The sequence below is a fragment of the Enterobacter sichuanensis genome, from assembly GCF_009036245.1.
Lineage (GTDB): Bacteria > Pseudomonadota > Gammaproteobacteria > Enterobacterales > Enterobacteriaceae > Enterobacter > Enterobacter sichuanensis.
This window is the reverse complement of the sequence record NZ_CP027986.1, coordinates 1,511,491-1,528,945: the sequence shown is the minus strand read 5'-3', so window position 1 is coordinate 1,528,945 and position 17,455 is coordinate 1,511,491. Positions and strand designations below refer to the sequence as shown.

General features: G+C 55.7%; 16 protein-coding genes. 1 reads left to right on the top strand and 15 read right to left on the bottom strand.

All coding sequences use genetic code 11. The features are described 5' to 3' along the window. Nucleotides 1-42: 42 nt before the first annotated feature. Nucleotides 43-1,056: an NAD-dependent epimerase/dehydratase family protein gene (locus tag C1N69_RS07235; RefSeq protein ID WP_047959784.1), complete on the top strand. Its 1,014-nt coding sequence runs from the start codon at nucleotides 43-45 to the stop codon at nucleotides 1,054-1,056. An 83-nt stretch (nucleotides 1,057-1,139) separates the two neighbouring features. Here C1N69_RS07235 and C1N69_RS07230 read toward each other — a convergent pair whose 3' ends face one another. The 15 genes from C1N69_RS07230 to gspC form a co-directional block, all read right to left on the bottom strand. Beyond that, complete coding sequence (locus C1N69_RS07230) at nucleotides 1,140-2,960, bottom strand: glycoside hydrolase family 19 protein (RefSeq protein ID WP_059386151.1); 1,821 nt, start codon at nucleotides 2,958-2,960, stop codon at nucleotides 1,140-1,142. 137 nt (nucleotides 2,961-3,097) lie between these two features. Beyond that, nucleotides 3,098-3,550, bottom strand: coding sequence for a type III secretion system invasion protein IagB (iagB, locus tag C1N69_RS07225; protein WP_047958137.1), 453 nt, complete (start codon nucleotides 3,548-3,550; stop codon nucleotides 3,098-3,100). 138 nt (nucleotides 3,551-3,688) lie between these two features. Continuing rightward, nucleotides 3,689-6,391: a glycosyl hydrolase family 18 protein gene (locus tag C1N69_RS07220; protein ID WP_155030916.1), complete on the bottom strand. Its 2,703-nt coding sequence runs from the start codon at nucleotides 6,389-6,391 to the stop codon at nucleotides 3,689-3,691. Nucleotides 6,392-6,653: 262 nt separating this feature from the next. After that, nucleotides 6,654-7,451: a prepilin peptidase gene (locus C1N69_RS07215; protein ID WP_095440912.1), complete on the bottom strand. Its 798-nt coding sequence runs from the start codon at nucleotides 7,449-7,451 to the stop codon at nucleotides 6,654-6,656. Continuing rightward, nucleotides 7,448-7,933, bottom strand: a complete 486-nt coding sequence (locus C1N69_RS07210; protein WP_155030915.1) for a type II secretion system protein M — start codon at nucleotides 7,931-7,933, stop codon at nucleotides 7,448-7,450. Before C1N69_RS07210 ends, C1N69_RS07215 begins: the two co-directional genes overlap by 4 nt. After that, nucleotides 7,930-9,060: a type II secretion system protein GspL gene (gene gspL / locus C1N69_RS07205; RefSeq protein ID WP_047958133.1), complete on the bottom strand. Its 1,131-nt coding sequence runs from the start codon at nucleotides 9,058-9,060 to the stop codon at nucleotides 7,930-7,932. Before gspL ends, C1N69_RS07210 begins: the two co-directional genes overlap by 4 nt. Nucleotides 9,061-9,075: 15 nt before the next feature. Continuing rightward, entirely contained in the window at nucleotides 9,076-10,092 is a 1,017-nt protein-coding gene (gene gspK / locus C1N69_RS07200; protein ID WP_155030914.1) for a type II secretion system minor pseudopilin GspK, read from the bottom strand. Next, the gene (gspJ, locus tag C1N69_RS07195; RefSeq protein WP_155030913.1) at nucleotides 10,089-10,742 is read right to left on the bottom strand and encodes a type II secretion system minor pseudopilin GspJ; all 654 of its coding nucleotides are present in this window, start codon (nucleotides 10,740-10,742) and stop codon (nucleotides 10,089-10,091) included. The genes gspK and gspJ overlap by 4 nt, the downstream gene beginning before the upstream one ends. Beyond that, the gene (gspI, locus tag C1N69_RS07190) at nucleotides 10,739-11,113 is read right to left on the bottom strand and encodes a type II secretion system minor pseudopilin GspI (protein WP_155030912.1); all 375 of its coding nucleotides are present in this window, start codon (nucleotides 11,111-11,113) and stop codon (nucleotides 10,739-10,741) included. Before gspI ends, gspJ begins: the two co-directional genes overlap by 4 nt. After that, the gene (gene gspH / locus C1N69_RS07185; RefSeq protein ID WP_025756056.1) at nucleotides 11,106-11,591 is read right to left on the bottom strand and encodes a type II secretion system minor pseudopilin GspH; all 486 of its coding nucleotides are present in this window, start codon (nucleotides 11,589-11,591) and stop codon (nucleotides 11,106-11,108) included. Before gspH ends, gspI begins: the two co-directional genes overlap by 8 nt. Then, complete coding sequence (gene gspG / locus C1N69_RS07180; protein ID WP_059310662.1) at nucleotides 11,591-12,040, bottom strand: type II secretion system major pseudopilin GspG; 450 nt, start codon at nucleotides 12,038-12,040, stop codon at nucleotides 11,591-11,593. The genes gspH and gspG overlap by 1 nt, the downstream gene beginning before the upstream one ends. A 2-nt stretch (nucleotides 12,041-12,042) precedes the next feature. After that, on the bottom strand, nucleotides 12,043-13,251 hold the full coding sequence (gspF, locus tag C1N69_RS07175) for a type II secretion system inner membrane protein GspF (RefSeq protein ID WP_155030911.1): 1,209 nt from the start codon (nucleotides 13,249-13,251) through the stop codon (nucleotides 12,043-12,045). Beyond that, entirely contained in the window at nucleotides 13,251-14,729 is a 1,479-nt protein-coding gene (gene gspE, locus C1N69_RS07170) for a type II secretion system ATPase GspE (protein ID WP_025756059.1), read from the bottom strand. The genes gspF and gspE overlap by 1 nt, the downstream gene beginning before the upstream one ends. 13 nt (nucleotides 14,730-14,742) lie before the next feature. Beyond that, a complete protein-coding gene (gene gspD / locus C1N69_RS07165) occupies nucleotides 14,743-16,671 on the bottom strand; it encodes a type II secretion system secretin GspD (RefSeq protein ID WP_155030910.1) in 1,929 nt (642 codons plus the stop codon). Nucleotides 16,672-16,683: 12 nt separating this feature from the next. Next, on the bottom strand, nucleotides 16,684-17,415 hold the full coding sequence (gspC, locus tag C1N69_RS07160) for a type II secretion system protein GspC (protein ID WP_155030909.1): 732 nt from the start codon (nucleotides 17,413-17,415) through the stop codon (nucleotides 16,684-16,686). Between the last annotated feature and the right edge of the window lie 40 nt (nucleotides 17,416-17,455).

The window sequence follows — 17,455 nt, the reverse complement described above, 5'->3', positions numbered from 1 at the left end:
GAAAGAATGCGCACGAAATTCTTTTCAACACAGTGGATTGATATGAAGGTACTGGTTACCGGGGCGACCAGCGGCTTAGGCCGAAATGCGGTCGAATTTCTGCGCAACAAGGGCATCAGCGTCAGGGCTACCGGTCGCAACGAAGCGATGGGAAAACTGCTGCAAAAAATGGGCGCAGAGTTCGTCCATGCCGATCTGACGGAGCTGGTCTCCTCTCAGGCCAAAGTGATGCTCGCCGGTATCGATACCCTGTGGCACTGCTCCAGCTTTACCTCTCCGTGGGGTACCCAGGAAGCCTTTGATCTCGCCAACGTGCGGGCCACCCGCCGTCTGGGCGAATGGGCCGTCGCCTGGGGCGTGCGTAACTTTATTCATATCTCCTCTCCGTCGCTCTATTTCGACTATCACCACCACCGCGATGTGCAGGAAGATTTCCGGCCAGCCCGTTTTGCCTGTGAGTTTGCCCGCAGCAAGGCAGCCAGCGAAGAGGTGATTGATCTGCTGGCACAGTCGAACCCGCATACCCGTTTTACGGTTCTGCGTCCGCAGAGCCTGTTCGGACCGCACGACAAAGTGTTTATTCCCCGTCTGGCGCAGATGATGCACCACTACGGCAGCGTACTGCTGCCGCGCGGCGGCGACGCGCTGGTGGATATGACCTATTACGAAAATGCGGTCCACGCCATGTGGCTGGCCAGCCAGCCGGACTGCGATACGCTGATTTCCGGTCGCGCCTATAACATCACCAACGGCGAGCCCTGCACGCTTCGCAGCATTGTGCAGCGCCTGATTGATGAGCTGCAGATCAACTGCCGTATCCGTTCCGTGCCTTACCCGATGCTGGATATGATCGCCCGCAGCATGGAGCGTTTTGGCAGTAAATCGGCCAAAGAGCCTGCGCTGACCCACTATGGCGTCTCAAAGCTTAATTTTGATTTCACGCTGGATATTTCCCGCGCGGAGAATGAGCTGGGGTATAAGCCGATTGTGACGCTGGATGAAGGGATTGTGCGTACCGCGGCGTGGCTGCGGGATCACGGAAAGTTGCATCGGTAGTTAATCTGGTGCGGCCTGATGCCCTCTCCCACAGGGAGAGGGAGTAAAACAAAAACGGCAACCTTTCGGTTGCCGTTTTGTTTTTACAGAGCCGTCCAGGCTTCAGACCATGCCAGGCCTGCGCCTGGTTCATAGTATGCCGGGGCGTTGTTACACCAGCCGCTGTACGGGAACGGTTTGCACTGGAACAGTTTACCGTGGTTGTTCACGATATCGCCTGCGCTGTACTTGCTGTTCGCGCTCCACGCCGGGTAGGTACCTTCATCCTGAGACGGGGTCGCCGCTTTGGCTTTGACGTTCAGCAGGTAAGTGGTGGTGCTGCTCAGTTCACCATCGCTGACGGTCAGGCTGACTTCGTACTGTTTCGCCGTGGCGGCTTCTGGTGCCGTAAAGGTGATCACCGCTTTGTCCTGACCGGTCACCGTCTGGCCGTCCTGGGAACGCCAGGTGTAAGTCAACTGGTTACCGTCTTCGTCAGTAGAACCTTCCGCGCTCAGGGAAACCTGCGCACCCGCTTCAACTGCACCAATCGGACCGGCAATCTGCGCAACCGGTGCGTGGTTTACCGGAGCCGGCGTGTTGTCAGCAGGCGTATTATCCGCTGGCGTGTTATCCGCTGGCGTATTATCTGCCGGGGTGTTGTCAGCAGGGGTGTTATCCGCCGGGTTCACATTTGAGCCATCGTCATTCACGATCTTCACGTTAAAGAACTTCTGTACACACTTGGTGTAGTCGCCGTCTTTGAACGCGCTGAATGGCGTCTGGTAGCCCACCAGCTGGCAGGCGTAGGTTTTGCCGTCAGGCGTATCCGCGCTCCATCCCCAGTCCTGCTCCCAGTAGATCTTCAGGGCACCCGCGCCGCCTTCATCGAACTGCTTCATGTTGGCACAGCCCAGCACTTCATCAGCAGGAACAGGCACTTTCAGGTAGTTTGCGAACTCTTTGTAGTACTTGATACGGTTCTGAGACTGGGCAATCTCGGTCGGACCGCCGCACTCAACGCCGCCGTTGATGATCTGGGTGGTGACGCCGAAGCCTGGGACCAGGCCGTTAGCCTTGTCGTGGTCGTTCGGCTGCCAGGTCCCGTCGATAACCTGCAGCATGCTTGGTTTTGGCGGTTGTGGATAGGCGAAGAAGAAGATCGCACTCGCCAGGTTCAGCCAGGTGTCTGCCACCAGCTCTGGTTTGTCGAGCAGCGTGCGGACATCGCCGTACATCGCTTCAGAGAACGGACCGTAGTTATAGTTGTAAGAAAGCTGTTTCGCACCGCGACCGAAGTAGCTCAGGAAATCGCCATCTTTGTCTTTACCACACGGCCAGGTCTGACCCTGCCAGACGCTGGTATTACATTCGCCGTTATAACCGCCCTTCTGGCCTTCACTCCAGCCCATTTCACGCACGTACACCAGCGCCTGACGCCATTCGGCTTCCGGACGCCAACTTTCGTGCCCCCCCGTTTCCTGCGCAAAGTGAGCAAACATGGTTGCCAGCTCTTTACGGCAGATGGCATCGCTGTTGCGGCCGTCTTTATAGGTGTCGCACAGTGCAGGGAATTTGCCCACCGCTTTCAGGAAGTTGCTGTAGCTGTAATCCTTCGCGCGCAGTGGGAACAGGTATTCCCAGTCGCTCTCTTTCAGGATCCCTTCAACGCGTTTTACGTTATCCGGGTTTGCCGCACGGCCTGGCTCAATTTGCTCAACTGACGCGTTGTCCAGCGTACGGATAGTATCCTTCACGGATTTCATCAGCGGGAAATCGGTGAGCGCTTTCTCCTTTTTCGCCAGATCGCTGGCTTTCATGGTGTAAGGCTCGCTGTTATCCGCCTTCAGCATGGTGGCCTGAGCAATAACAGGTGCTACGCATGCACCTGCAATAAGCACGCTCAGTAATGTCCTTTTATTCATCTCGGTTATTCCTGTTAATTTCGATAGTGTTAAATAAAAATCCAGTTTATTTATTAATCCATTAACAAATAAACTCCAGACAGCTGCTTTTCATTTTCTGAAGAATACGTATTGGTACTCTTCAAAAAAGAAAAAACTCACCAGTCATTTCTTTCATGGGCAACGGATTTGAGTTGCTGATATTTTTCCCAGACTTTATGGGCATACACCATGCGTTTGGGGTAATTCTCTTTTTTGAGCCCGGCGTTATAAGCGCCGACGGCTTCCCAGTTATAACCGTAAACTTTAATCATGCCTGAGAGGATCGATGCGCCCACCATAATGGAGGTACAAGGTTCAGTCATGAGTCTTCGTTCGCTGATACCGTGTTGTTCAAGCGCCGTAAAGTGCGTGCTGTTAATTTGCATTAATCCCACATCAATCGTGCCATCGTGATTTTTCCCGACAGCGTAGGGATTCATTCCTGATTCAACATTAGCAATCGCATACAACAAATACGGATCAACATGATAATAGTGCGCTGCTTTATTCCAGCAATTCGCTAACGCGCTTTGGCTTAATATCAATAACAGAAACAGTAAACGCTTCATTATTCACCTGCTGTGGTATGACTCGATTCTCCTCAAACACGTCCTGTTAAATTATGTGAAGTGACTGGCCACACCCGAAGCAGGGTGTGACCAGTGATTGTGGGCAGATATCACACCCACAATTTCAGGTTCAGAAGATTATTTGCAGTCCGCAGACGCGCCTTCTTTCACCCATACATCGCTGTTACCGGGTTTGTCGCCCTGAGTCCACCATTTCGCACGGTATTCAAAGCCCTGATAGGTCGTCTTGTCACCACCGTTGTAGACTTTATCGGCACGCCAGTTCATTTTCACCTGACTTACCATTTCCCATGCGTCTGCATCAAAGCCAGGTTTGTTGCCCTGAGTCCAGTATTTCGCTTTCCATACCAGATTATCGGAACTGACAATATCGCCATTGTTGTAGACTTTGCTGGATTCCCATGCCGCATATTTACTGGCGTTGGCGTCAACCGGGTTGTCACAGCTGCCGGTTGCTTGCCCTTCGTCAGAAGGTTTGTCGCCTTCGTCAGATGGCTTAGTCCCTTCGTCAGACGGATTGGTGTCTTCATCAGGTACCACAGGTGTTGCTTTCGGCGTTACGGTGACCTGTACGTTGGACTGTACGCTGGTTTTACCGTCGCTTACCATCACGCTCAGGGTGTAGGTAGAGTCAGCGTTCACGTCTGGTGCAGTGATGTTCACGTTGGCGGTGTCAGTACCGGTTGCGTGCATATCCGCTGGAACGCTCCAGGTATAGGTCAGTGCATCACCATCCGGATCCGCTGCCTGCACGTTCAGGGTATAAGACTGGCCCGCTTCCAGAGTGACGGCCTGCATCTGGTTAACCACCGGTGCCTGGTTCGCTTTCGGTGCTTTGTTCAGTACCTGCACGTCAGCAGTGCTGCTCAGCCCTTTTGCATCGGTCACGGTCAGACGGAATGCCAGGGTCTGGTTGCTGGTCACCGCACCAACGGAGAAGGTCGCTTTCGCTTTGGTGCTGTTGGTCAGCGTGACGGATGGGCCAGAGATCTGGGTCCATTTGTACGTCAGCGCATCGCCATCAGGATCGGTAGACGCAGAGCCGTCCAGGGTAACGCTCACAGGACCAGTCACGGCCTGATCCGCCGCCACAGCGACAGGGGCGTGGTTTGTTACCACCGGATCCGGCGTTGAACCACCCAGCAGGCTTTCGTTCATCGCGTTCAGGATGTCGCCGTTATCGGAATCGATAGACCAGGAGAACAGCCCCCCCAGGTTTTTCGCCAGGACATACTTCCCTTTCGCAGTAGTGGAACGGGCATCTTCATAGGAGATCAAATCGCCGGTGGATTTGTTAAAGACGTAAGGCGCTTCCGCATCCGCGTCATAACCGTATTCCCAGCCTGGCTTGCCTTTGTACTCGTTCACAATCTGACGATAGTCAACGACCCCCGGTTCCCAGGTGCCTTTCACTGCGCCCGTTGCAGTACCGGTGAACGGGTTGTCGCCGGTGTAGCCGTGTACGCCAGTCCAGCCGCGGCCGTACATACCCGCACCCACAACGATCTTACCTGGCTGTACGCCCTGCTCCAGCAGCGCGTCAACGCCGTTAGAGGTGGTGTAGTTGGTATCCGGACGCCACGCTGGTGCATGCAGTGCCGCCTGGTGGCCGAGATCGGTCATGCTCCATGCGCCGTAGAAGTCGTAGCTCATCAGGAAGATATGGTCGAGGTATTGCTGGACAGTGTTGTAGTCCACGTCTTCGATCTTATCTTTACCGGAACCAATTGCCGTGGTCAGCTCATAGGTGCGACCGGTTTCCGCAGACAGCTCGTTCAGCATGGTGCGCAGATCGTGCATCAGCGCGGTGTAAGTCGCTTTATCCTGTTGCGGGTTACCCAGCGTTTCGTTCACGCCGCCGCCGCCAGGGAATTCCCAGTCGATATCCACGCCGTCGAAGAATTTCCAGGTTTTCAGGAAGTCTTTAACGGACGCCACAAAGCGTGCGCGGATTGCGGTATCGTTCATTTTGTAGAACGGATCGGACATGGTCCAGCCACCGATGGATGGCAACACTTTCAGGTCTGGATGGGCTTTTTTCAGCGCCATCAGCTGGCCGAAGTTACCTTTGTACGGGTCGTCCCAGTTAGACACGCCAGACTGAGGTTTCTGCAGTGCCGCCCACGGGTCGTGGATCGCCACGGTGAAGTCCTGACGGCCTGCACACGCGCGCTGAAGCGCCGCGAAACTATTGCCCCCTTCTACGGTTTTCAGACCGTCGTTAATGCCATCGCCGCCACAGATTGGAATGAAGCCGTAGAGAATGTGGTTCAGGTTAGCTGCCGGGATTTTATCAACCGGGAAGTTACGACCATAGACGCCCCACTCCGGGAAGTAAGCCCCAACGACTTTGTCGGTATGTTTTGTGAGGGTTTTGTTGTTTTCCTGCAGAGGGGCATTCAGCGGCAGCAGGTGGCTACCGTCAGTATCCGCAACGATAATCAGCTTACTGGCACTTTTGGAACATCCGCTGGTGTTACAGAGTTCGACCTGCTCCTGATAGCGGCCACCTTTTTTCACTTTGAAGGTTGCGGAGCCGGAGGCACCGGCCGCGCCAGACCATACGGTCTGACCGTCGAGCAGCACTTTACCTGTGGTCGGCGCATCGCCGCTCCAGACGTTCCACTCCACTTTTACGTCCACACCGTCGTTATGAACTTTAACGAGAGTACCGTAATCCTGTGCGGCCTGGTCTACTTCAACGAGGGCAAACTTATCATTACCACTGCTGATTGAAGGCGTACCTGGCGCTGCGGCGAATGCGGTGCCTGAGACAGCAGCAACAAAGAGTGCCAGATATTTAGGCTTCATAAATTTCATTATTAATTCCTGATAATCTTATTTGTGATAAATTAAAACAACCATGTATTCCATATAACATGGGCGGGTAGTGAATATATTATTTAACTAAAACCGTGAGCCTTGCTTAATTAAACCAAATAGCTATTACGCCAAATCACCCTCCATAAAAAACATGAGCGACAATCCTTACAGTTTATGTCTGTTACAATACGCCGGGAATTTAATAAAATCCTGCCATTCCCTTATCGAAAAAATTTCAAAAAAAACTTGACCACGCCGTTCAGAATGTAATGTGCAAGGTCTGCAGAATAAAAATAACCAAACCCGCCAGTGACAACATCGGTCCAAACGGAATAACGCTATTTTTTTTAACAGATTTATAAAAAAGGAAATACAACGCGATGCCGCTCAATGCAGCCACCAGCAATAAAGAAGGCAATGCCTGCCAGCCGCACCACGCGCCCAGCGCGGCCAGCAGCTTAAAATCACCGTAGCCCAAACCTTCGCGGCCTGTGCTCAGGCGAAACGCCCAGTACATCAGCCACAGCGACAGGTAGCCTGCCGCCGCGCCATACAGGGCATCCGTCAGCGGCAACTGATGAAACAGTGCATGGCTTAACAGCCCCGCCCACAGCAGGGGTTGCGTCAGACAATCCGGCAGCAGCAGGTGTTTCGCGTCAATCACCGCCAGCGGCAGCAGCCCGCACCAGAGCACCCACAGTGAGGTCAATGCGGCCGCAGACGGGGCAAACGCCGCCGTCAGGGCAAAAAACAGGGCGCTGGAAAGCTCAAGCAGCAGCAGACGCAGCGGGATCGCGGTTTTACAGCAGCGACAGCGCCCGCGCAGACAGCACCAGCTCACAACAGGGATATTTTCCCACCAGGAGAGCCTGTGGGAACACGCGGGGCAGTGGGAGGCCGGAAACAGCAGGTTCCCGGCGCCCTCCTCTTCGTTTATAAGCGGGGGAATGCGCTCAACAACTACGCCCAGAAAGCTGCCGATAATGCCGCCAAGCGTACCGCTCAACAGGCAAAGGGCTGGCATCTGGCTGCTCTGAAGCAGCATCAGCGGGTTCATACCACTTTCGCCCAGGTGAGTTTTATCTGCGCTTTTACATCGCTGAGATGATCGACCGGGGTGAGATCCATTTTCTCCAGACGCACCCCGGTGGTTAAATTCACCTCCCGGAGCCAGTTTTTCAGCTCATAGATGTTAACCCGATCAATATTAAATGACAGGGTCTGACCGTCCTGCTGAATATTACTCAGCGCAACGTGGATCTCTTTCGCGCTCTCTTCCACCACGCTACGTGGATTACTGGTTTTTAATATTTTGGCCTGAAGATGGTTTTTATTTATTTCGGCACGCATCCAGTTGAGGGTTTGTTTCTGTTTGACCAGCGTGCTTTCACTATTTTTAATCATACTGTCCAGCGGGGTCATCACGCCGTACCAGATAATGGCGCAGCAGAGCGCCGCGCCGCACAGTTTAAACAGATTTCGCTCGCGCGGACTGTAGCTCTGATAGCGCGCCTTTAATTGTCCAACTTTCTCTTTCATTTATATTTCCCTGTGATAATGGCGGTATACGGCGCTTCACTGGAAACCGGCTGCAGCGTAAAGTCGAAGGTGTCACTGGCCTTATTGACGAACGCCTGCAACGCAGCGGGATCCGTGGCGCTGATGTTGAGCGTGAGCTGATTCTGCGTGTCGTCATACCCGACTTCACTCAGTTCAACCGACGGGAGCGCGGCTTTGATCTGCTCCAGCGCCTCCAGTTGCAGAAAGACGCCTTTTTTCTCTTTCTTAATGTTCTGCCCGAAGTGGTACTTCAGGTTGGTGGTCTGGCGCAGCGTGGGAAAGTAGTGCTGAGCCAGCTCAACCATCTGCTGCTGGGCCAGATTTTCCTGGTGAGTCAGCATCCAGGCCATGCCGATGCGAGGGCCGATCAGCAGTCCCAGGCTCAGCAGCGCCACGGCGGCGATAGCCGGTCTGGCGTAACGAAAACCGCCGTCTGTGCCTTTGGCAGAAAATTCGCCGTGCAGCAGATTGGCTTTGCAGGTTTTCCACTGCGGCTGGATCAGCACCAGCGGGTGCTGCCAGGCCAGTTGCTCATCCACCTGCACGCCCGCGGGCGCCTCGCCGTAGCAGACGATTTCCCCGGCGCGCTGCTGGCTCAGCAGCAGCGGCAGCAGCGCGGCGTCGGTTTCACAGGCGCCAAACGGCGAGTAGCGCATCCAGTAGCCGTCGTCGGTGGACACCAGCGTGGTCCCGCCTTCAGCCACCGGCAGAAGGATGGCATCGGGCAGCACCTGCACCACCGTCAGTCCGGCCCCGGCACAGCGGTCCAGCCAGTAGCGCAGACGCGCCGCATCAATGGCCACTGCGTCAACATCCCGCCCTTTCTTGTTGAGCACCGTCCAGTGGAGCGTGTCCACGTCACCAATCAGCGTCTCTTCGGCCAGCCAGGAGAATTCAACGCTCCCTTTTTTCGGCAAGGTGAAATGGCGGAAGATCATTTCGCAGGCCGGGAGTAACAGACATACCCGCGCGGCAAGCGCGTGACCGGCGAGTTCCGCCAGTGATGCCGCCCCCTGGCGTTCTCCCACCTGGTCGCTACCGGACTCGCACCACATTATGTTCCCGTCTTCATGCGTATCGGGACGAATAAAAAGCACCTGTTTCATAGAGATCGTCTTGTGTTATTCAACCATTCGGTAGCGACGTTGCCAGGTAATCACCTTCCCGGCTTCATTATCAACATGAAGCTGGCTGACGACGCGCAGCGTTAAATCATCGGTATTGCCGGTGCTGTTGACCCGGAAATAGTTACTGTTCACCGCAAGCAACGCCTGAACCTGCTTGAGGGCGTCTTTGGTCTGCGGATAATTTGTCTCAAGCGCTTTCAGGAATGCCTCCATCGACTCCCAGCCCTCTTCCGGGCGGGAGGCGATAAGCCGGATGGCTTCATCCTCGCTCAGCGAGCCGATGAACAGCGCGGCCAGCAGCGGCGCCTGTTCTTCGGTCAATGTATTCACATCCACCTTGCTGGCCGTGTCAGGTAAGGCGCACAGCACCTTACTGACTTTGCCGTAGGCCGCCGCCGGAAAGGCGGGCAGCAGCTTTAACTCCCCCGGAGTGCGCATCATCTGATTCGCGGGCTGCCGTGCTGGCTCCACGCCGGCCCAGGCATCCGTCTCCAGCCCCTCTTTAACCGTCGTGGTATCGCCATCGAGATAGTCCATCAGTTGCTGGTAGATCTCTTCGGCATCCCCCGTGGAGATCCCGCTGTCGGCGAGCAGTTGTTCAACGATGCGCTCTTTGACCGGTTTTTCCGGCAGCGCGCCCACCGTCTGGGTCGCCGGTGTCGGGTCGGCGGCCAGTAAATTGTTCACGTTAAAACAGGTCTGGGCGTCCTCAATCTGGCTTACCACGGTGTAATGTTCGCCTTCGGTTTCCACCGGATCCGTCCATTCCCCTTTTGGCGACAGCCCTTTGCTCTCACCGCTGGCGTACGTCTGCAGCCGATCTTCAATCGCTTTTTGCTGGCTCTGAATGGACCAGCGCAGCTGCTGCTGGCTCACCTGATAGCGGGTCTTCTGCAGATTGCGGCAGAACTGCTGGCTGATTTTGGCCGCCAGCGCTGACATCATGACCAGCAAAATTAGCACCACCAGCAGCGCGACACCGCGCTGTTTTCGAACCGATTTTCCGCTCATTTCTTCTCTCCGGACGGGGCAGGTGCCGGCTGCGGTTGCGCATCCCCAGGGGCTTCTGGCGTAGCTTCTTTTGGCGCCGCAGGCGCGTTTGGCAGATCGCCCGGGGTGGTAAAGACCCAGCGCCAGGTATCGCCATTTTCCATGGTCAGCAGCAGCTCCACGCCATCCGGCTGATGCGCCGTGTCGGTCCACTTGTCGAGCCAGCTCGCTTTCCAGAAGCGCCAGGAGATCTCTTTCACCTCGCTGAGGATCGCCACCTCTTCCGGCTTCGCATCCGCCGGGCCGTCAATGACCGGCCAGATATCCCGCCACAGCTTTTTATCTTTGAGCCGCCAGCGCACGCGCTCCAGCTGAACCTGACCGCTCACGCCGTTCAGCGTGGTCAGCTCCAGCGCATCGTCATGCTGGACAAAAACCTCAGGCTCGTTGCGCGGGGCGCGGGCCTGAAGCTGGAAGAAATCCCGCTCCAGCAGGTTGTAAGCGCGCTGAAGCTGGTTTAAGCGGGTGGCCGCCGCGTCGGTGGCGTTCGAGGTGCGCATCGCCCCGTCAAGGATTTGCCAGGCAAGCAAGCTGATAACCGCGAAAATGGTCAGCGCAATCATGATCTCCAGCAGCGTAAAGCCCTGCTGACGCTGAATCTGCTTGCTCATTTCACTTCTCCGGGATCCGGCACCTGCAGGGTAATCACCGGCTTGTCTTCGTCGCCCTCGGCGAACACCTGCACCTCATCGGCAAAGCGTTTTTCGGTGACGTTGACCCGCTGCTTGCGCCAGGTCCAGTTGCGCCCGCCCATCATCTCCGTGCCCGTCTGCAGGGCATCCAGGAGCGGCGTGTTGCTCAGTTTCGCTTCCGCCAGCTGGTTTTCCGCCACCCAGCTCGCCTGCAGCGAGTCGCCCAGACCGTGGGTGAAGCGCACGTTCAGCGAGACGGAGTTCATCAGGGCCAGCGCGGCGGTGGAGAAGATGACCAGAGCGACCATCACTTCCAGCAGGGTCATCCCCTGTTCTTTGCGTTTAGTCATCGTTCTCTACCAAAACCGGTGATGCCCCCTGCGACACCACGCGAAAACGCTGCTTTTTGTCAAAACTTTGCAGGGAAAGCGTGAAGCGGCCGATCTCCCCGTCCGGCAAAAAGACAATCTGCGGCGTCGCGTCAGTCGTGGCCGCAAGGCGCTGCGGTGACAGTGAGACGTGCATCTCTTCCGGGAACTGACCGTGGGTGACAATGCGCCCGGCGGTTAAGGGTTCCCAGTGACGCTCGCCCTCTTTTTCGGCCCAGGTGACCAGCTGATATTCCGAGGGGGTGATCACCAGCCCGACAATATTGCCGTCCATCACCGCACGGTCCGAGCCATATTCAACGAGGGCTTTTAACTGCTGACCGAAAATATCCGCGCCGCTGCGCGACGGAATAGTCGACACCACCATCATGGCGCAACTGGCAAATATCACCAGCGCCAGAATAATTTCCAGCAAGGTAAACCCGCGCTGCTTATTCATTACTTCTCTTTTTTATCTAAAGACCAGTTGGTAATATCATCCGCGGTATTCGCTTCGGCATCCGGACCGGCAGAGAACACATCCACCGCGCCATGTTCACCCGGGCTTACCAGGATATAATCATTACCCCATGGGTCTTCCGGCAGACGACGAATATAGCCATCGTCACGGTAGTTTTTCGGGATCGGGGCGATTTCCGGTTTGGTCACCAGCGCCTGCAGCCCCTGCTCTGTCGTGGGATAACGGTGGTTATCCAGCTTGTACATATCCAGCGAACCTTCCAGCGCCACGATATCGCTGGTCGCTTTCTGGGCATCGGCTTTTTCTTTATTTCCCATTAAATTTGGCACCACCATACTGGCGAGCACGCCAAGAATAACGATGACCACCATTAATTCGAGCAAGGTAAACCCGGCCTGACGTTTCAGGCTATTTCGTTTTAAGGACATATTTAACCCACCATATTATTGAGCTGAAGAAGCGGTTGTAATATTGACAGCACGATAAATAAAACCACTGTCGCCATTGTCACCACCAGTGCCGGTTCAAAGACCGACAGCGTTAACGTAATTCGATGTTGTAAAGCTGATTCCTGATTTTCCGCGGCGCGATCCATTAATGAACCTAATTCCCCGCTCTCTTCGCCGGAGGCAATCATGTACAGCATGGTCGGCGGAAACAGTTTCGCCTGGTCCAGGGCGTTATACAGGGAAGCCCCCTGACGCACGGTATCCGCCGCCTGCTCCAGCACCTGCCGGGCATAGCGGTTTTCGATCCCGTCCATCGCGATATACATCCCCTCCAGCAACGGGACGCTACTGGCCTGCAGGATACTGAGCGTGCGGATATAGCGCGCGCTGTTAATGGCGCAGACCAGCTTTTTGATCGGCGAGCCATTCACCAGCCAGCTGTGCCAGCGAAAACGGTTCGCCGTTTTCTTGACCCAGACCTTAAAGCCGACCATCGCGCCAAAGAAGGCACCCGCAATGAAGATCCCGTATGCCTGCAGGAAATCACTGACGGCAATCAGGGTGCGGGTGGTAACCGGCAGTTGCTGCTTCATATGCACAAACTGCTCGATCACCTGCGGGACCACCGCCACCAGCAGAATGCTGATCACCGCCACGGCGACCACCGTCAGGGTGATCGGGTAGACCATCGCCTGCGTCAGCTTGCTTTTCATCTTCTGACGCTGCTCGTTATACTCCGCCAGCTTCTCCAGCACGTCTCCAAGGTGGCCGGTTTTTTCCCCGGCCATCACCAGCGTGCAGTAGAGCTTGTCGAACGTGCGCGGGAACTGGCTGAAGGCGTCAAAAAGGGTATGGCCTTCCACCACTTTCTCGCGGATTTCGGTCACCATCGCCGCCAGCTTTTTGTCTTCCGTCTGCTTTGAAATCGCCTTCAGGGCGCTTTCCAGCGGCAGCGACGCATTGACCAGCGTCGACAGCTGACGGGTAAACATCGACAGCACCGGCACAGAGAGTCTGGCGCCGGTTTTGGCTTTGGCGCTGACCGCATTTTCACGGGTTTCGGTGATGGTCAGCGGCATCAGCTTCTGTTCACGCAGCGACTGACGCACCTGCTTTGCCCCTTCCGCCTGCAGCGTGCCGCGCTGGGTTTTCCCGGCGGCATCGGTGGCGGTCCACGCGTAGAAAGCCATTATTCATCGCCTCCACGCTCGGCGGTCACGCGCATCACCTCTTCCAGCGAGGTGATGCCGCTGATGACCTTCATCAGGCCGTTTTCGCGCAGGCTGTAGGCCTGTTTGAAAAGCTCGGTCTCAATGGACATTTCATCTTTATCTTCGTGAATGGCGCGGCGCATGGCGCTGTCGACCACCAGAAATTCGTGAATACCCGCCCGCCCCTGATACCCGCTCTGACGGCAGTGTTCGCAGCCCACGGCGCGATAGATGGCCTTCGGCGGTTTATCCATAAAGCTAAACAGCGCTTTTTCATTGTCGTCCAGCGGACTGGTGGTCCGGCAGTGCGGACACAGCCGACGCACCAGACGCTGAGCAATGACGCCAAGTAGCGATGAACCAATCAAGAAGGACTCAAGGCCCATATCCCGCAGACGGGTGATCGCCCCCGCCGCACTGTTGGTGTGCAGCGTAGACATGACCAGGTGACCGGTGAGCGACGCCTGCACCGCAATTTGCGCGGTTTCGCCGTCACGAATCTCCCCGATCATCACCACGTCCGGATCCTGACGCAAAATGGCGCGCAGACCGCGGGCAAAGGTCATGTCCACGCGCGGGTTCACCTGCGTCTGCCCCACCCCTTCCAGCTCATACTCAATCGGATCTTCGACGGTCAGGATGTTACGTTCATGGCCGTTCAGTGCCGACAGAATGGCGTACAGGGTGGTACTTTTACCGGAGCCTGTCGGCCCGGTGACCAGGATAATGCCGTGCGGGCGAGCAATCAGCCCTTTCAGTTTTTCCAGCTCTTCGTCAATCAGCCCGAGCTTGTTGATGTCCGGCTTCAGGTTGCTCTTATCAAGCAGACGCATGACCACGCGCTCGCCGTACTGCGACGGAATAGTCGAGACACGCACGTCGATCGCCTTACGGCCGATGCGCAGGGAGATACGGCCATCCTGCGGCAGTCGTTTTTCGGCGATATCGAGCTTCGACATCACCTTAATACGCGACACCAGCAGCGGCGCCAGCTTACGTGCCGGCTGCAGCACCGGGCGCAGCACGCCGTCAACGCGAAAACGGATGCTCAGCGTGCGCTCGAAGGTTTCGATATGGATATCCGAAGCGCCGTCTTTCACCGCTTCGCCAAGAATGGCGTTGATCAGGCGGATCACCGGCGAGTTTTCGTCGTTATCCAGCAGATCTTCGTTGTCCGGGATCTCCTCGGTTAAGGCCATCAGATCGATGTCCGCATCCATGTCGTCCACCAGCTGCTGCGAAACGCCGCTGTTCTGCTGCCAGATTTTGGCCAGCATTTCATCAAACGCTTCGGCGCTCAGCGTCTGGGGCACAAAGGCGCGCCCCAGCACCCGGCGCATCTCCAGCAGCGCAAACGCGGGCACATCTTCACGGATATAGACCGTGTCGTTCCAGAACAGGATGCCGTTGTCTTTCGCAAAGCTGCTGGTGCAAAGCTGTTTCGTCAGTTCATCCACGCATCACCTCCGCTTACTCTTTGAAGGGATTGCGGGCCGATGACGGCGCAGTCGTCCCCACCGGCGTCGAACGGCTTTGCGATGGCAGTGCCGGCAGTACCGGGTTATCACTGTTTTCAATAATCCCCAGCTTCTGCTCTTCCATACGCTGCTGCTGACGGGCGCGGATCTGATCGTATTTCTCTTTCGTCGCCGCGCTGTAGTTGTCGTCATCACGCAGCACGGTGGTGTGGATAAACACCATCAGGTTACGTTTCGACGTGTCCTGCGAGGTATAGCGGAACAGCTGTCCCACCAGCGGCAGGTCACCCAGTAGCGGCACTTTTGACACGTTCTGTTTGTTGACATTCTCCATCAACCCGCCGAGCACCACCGTCTGGCCACTGTGAACCATCACTTCGTTATTGATGGTGCGGGTGTTGAAGGTTGGCCCCAGGCTGGCGTCCGTGGTGGCGCTGGCATCGACGCTGGAGACTTCCTGTTCGATCTTCAGGTGGATCATATCCCCGTCGTTGATCTGCGGCACAATCTTGAGTTTGGTACCGACGGTTTTACGTTCAACCGAATTAAAGACGTTGTCGCCGCTGGTGGTCTGGGAGCCGGACAGTACCGGTACATCCTGACCGACGTTGAACGACGCTTCTTTGTTATCCAGCGTGACCACGCTCGGCGTGGAGAGAATGTCGTTCTTACCGGTGGTCGACAGCGCAGTCATCAGCGCACCAAAGTCGCCGTTAAAGAAGCCAGTCGCCAGGCCGGTAAAGCTGGCCGTTTTCAGCGTCTTGTTTTTAATCTGGCTGATCGGCAGACCGGTCGAGCCAAACTGCACGCCGCCGTGTGAGCTGGTCCACTGCACGCCGAGATCCAGGCCGTTGCCGTCCTGTACCTCAGCAATGATCGCTTCCACCAGCACCTGCGGACGGCGAATATCCAGCTTGTCGATCACCTTCTCCAGCGAGTTCATGACGTTTGGCTGGGCGGTGATCACCAGGGAGTTGGTCGCATCATCGGCCGTAATATTCAGATCCCCTGAAGGGCTTGCGGTTTTGCTTTTCGGCGTACCCGCTTTGTCTTTCAGCTGCTCACCAATACCGGTCAGCACCGGCACCACTTTTGAGGCGTTGGCGTATTTCAGGTAAAAGACGCGGGTATTGCCCTCGTTATTCTGCTCGCGGTCGAGCTGACCGATCAGCGAACGGGTGCGCGCACGTGCATCTTCCGTCCCACTGATCACCAGGCTGTTGGTTTCGTCATCGGCCACCACTTTGGTTGCCAGCTGCGGCGCGTTCTGCCCTTTCTGCTCTTCATTGTTGAGGTTATTCAACATGTCAGAGAGCTCTTTGGCGGAGGCATAGCGCAGCGGCACGATTTCACGACGCTGCATGCCGGAACGATCCACGCGCTCCACCAGATCCACCAGGCGGTTCACCACCGAGGCTTTACCGGTTAACAGCAGCACGTTTGAAGGTTCAAAATGGACCACGTTGCCGATGCCCGAAGCATCGTTCAGCTGGCGCAGCAACGGCGCCAGCTCGCGCACCGGGACGTTTTCCATACGCACCACGCGGGTGATGATCTCATCCCCTTTGCCAGGGTTTTTACTGTCGGCCACCGGTACACCGGCAGTACGCGCCACGCTTGAACGCACCACTTTGATCATGCCGTTATCCATAGGAATAACCGACAGACCATACAGGTCCAGCACGCTCAGGAAGAACTGATAATATTCCTCCTCCGACAGCACGTTATAGGTTCTCACCGACACGGTGCCCTGAACGGACGGGTCGACGAGAATGGTTTTATTCAGATTACGACTTACCGTATCGATAAATTCGCGGATATCGGTATTTTTAAAACTGGCGCTAAAGTTGGCTGCAAGCAGCGAACCGGAATATAACGACAATGCGGTCAGCGCCACGCACGCCCACGGAAATTTCTTCATGATGTACACTTGTTAATTGTTGAATACATTAACCCGAATATTTTCAAGGTGAGCGTGCCGTCTGACGACAACATCCGCTTCTTTCATTTTCGACCAGTTGGCGATGATATTTTTCGCCTGCGCTTCTTGCGTCATATCGACGTCATTGACTTTTAACACCACGTCGCCTTTTTCCAGTCCTGCATTATGGTAAAAAGGCGTTGCGTTCCGTGGATTAATAGTAAAGCCTTCCAGTTGGCCTTTATCGATTAACGGTTTTAACACCAGATAATCATCGAGATGCAGACTGTCGGCGCCGGCATCTTTTTTCGATTTGGTAACCGGGGCGCTGTCAACGCCGCCCTTGAAATACGCCGGTTTATTGAGGGCCAGCGTCTGTTTCGCCCCCTCGTACTGCACCACCACATTATCTTGATTAATTTCACTTACATAGGCATCGTCAAAGCCCACCAGCGGCTCCCCTTCCCGGTAGCTCTGCTGACCGGCGGACGTCTTGATCACGGCGAACGATAACCAGGATTCATCGCTACGAATAATGCCCTCAATCTCTGCCGACAGTGGCGCTTTTGCCGCGGCTGGCGCGTTGCTTTGACGCACTGCGGCGGTGAAAAGCCCAAAGGATTTTTCAGCGTCAGTTTTTTTTAGCGCTGGCTTATCAGCATTCGCTAACTTATTCGTAACCTTCTTATAATCTTTATAAACGACATATCCCTGCTGGCTGCAGAATATCAGCATGACAAGCATGACGCAGGGTGTCATTAAACGGGAAAGGAATGCGTTCCTC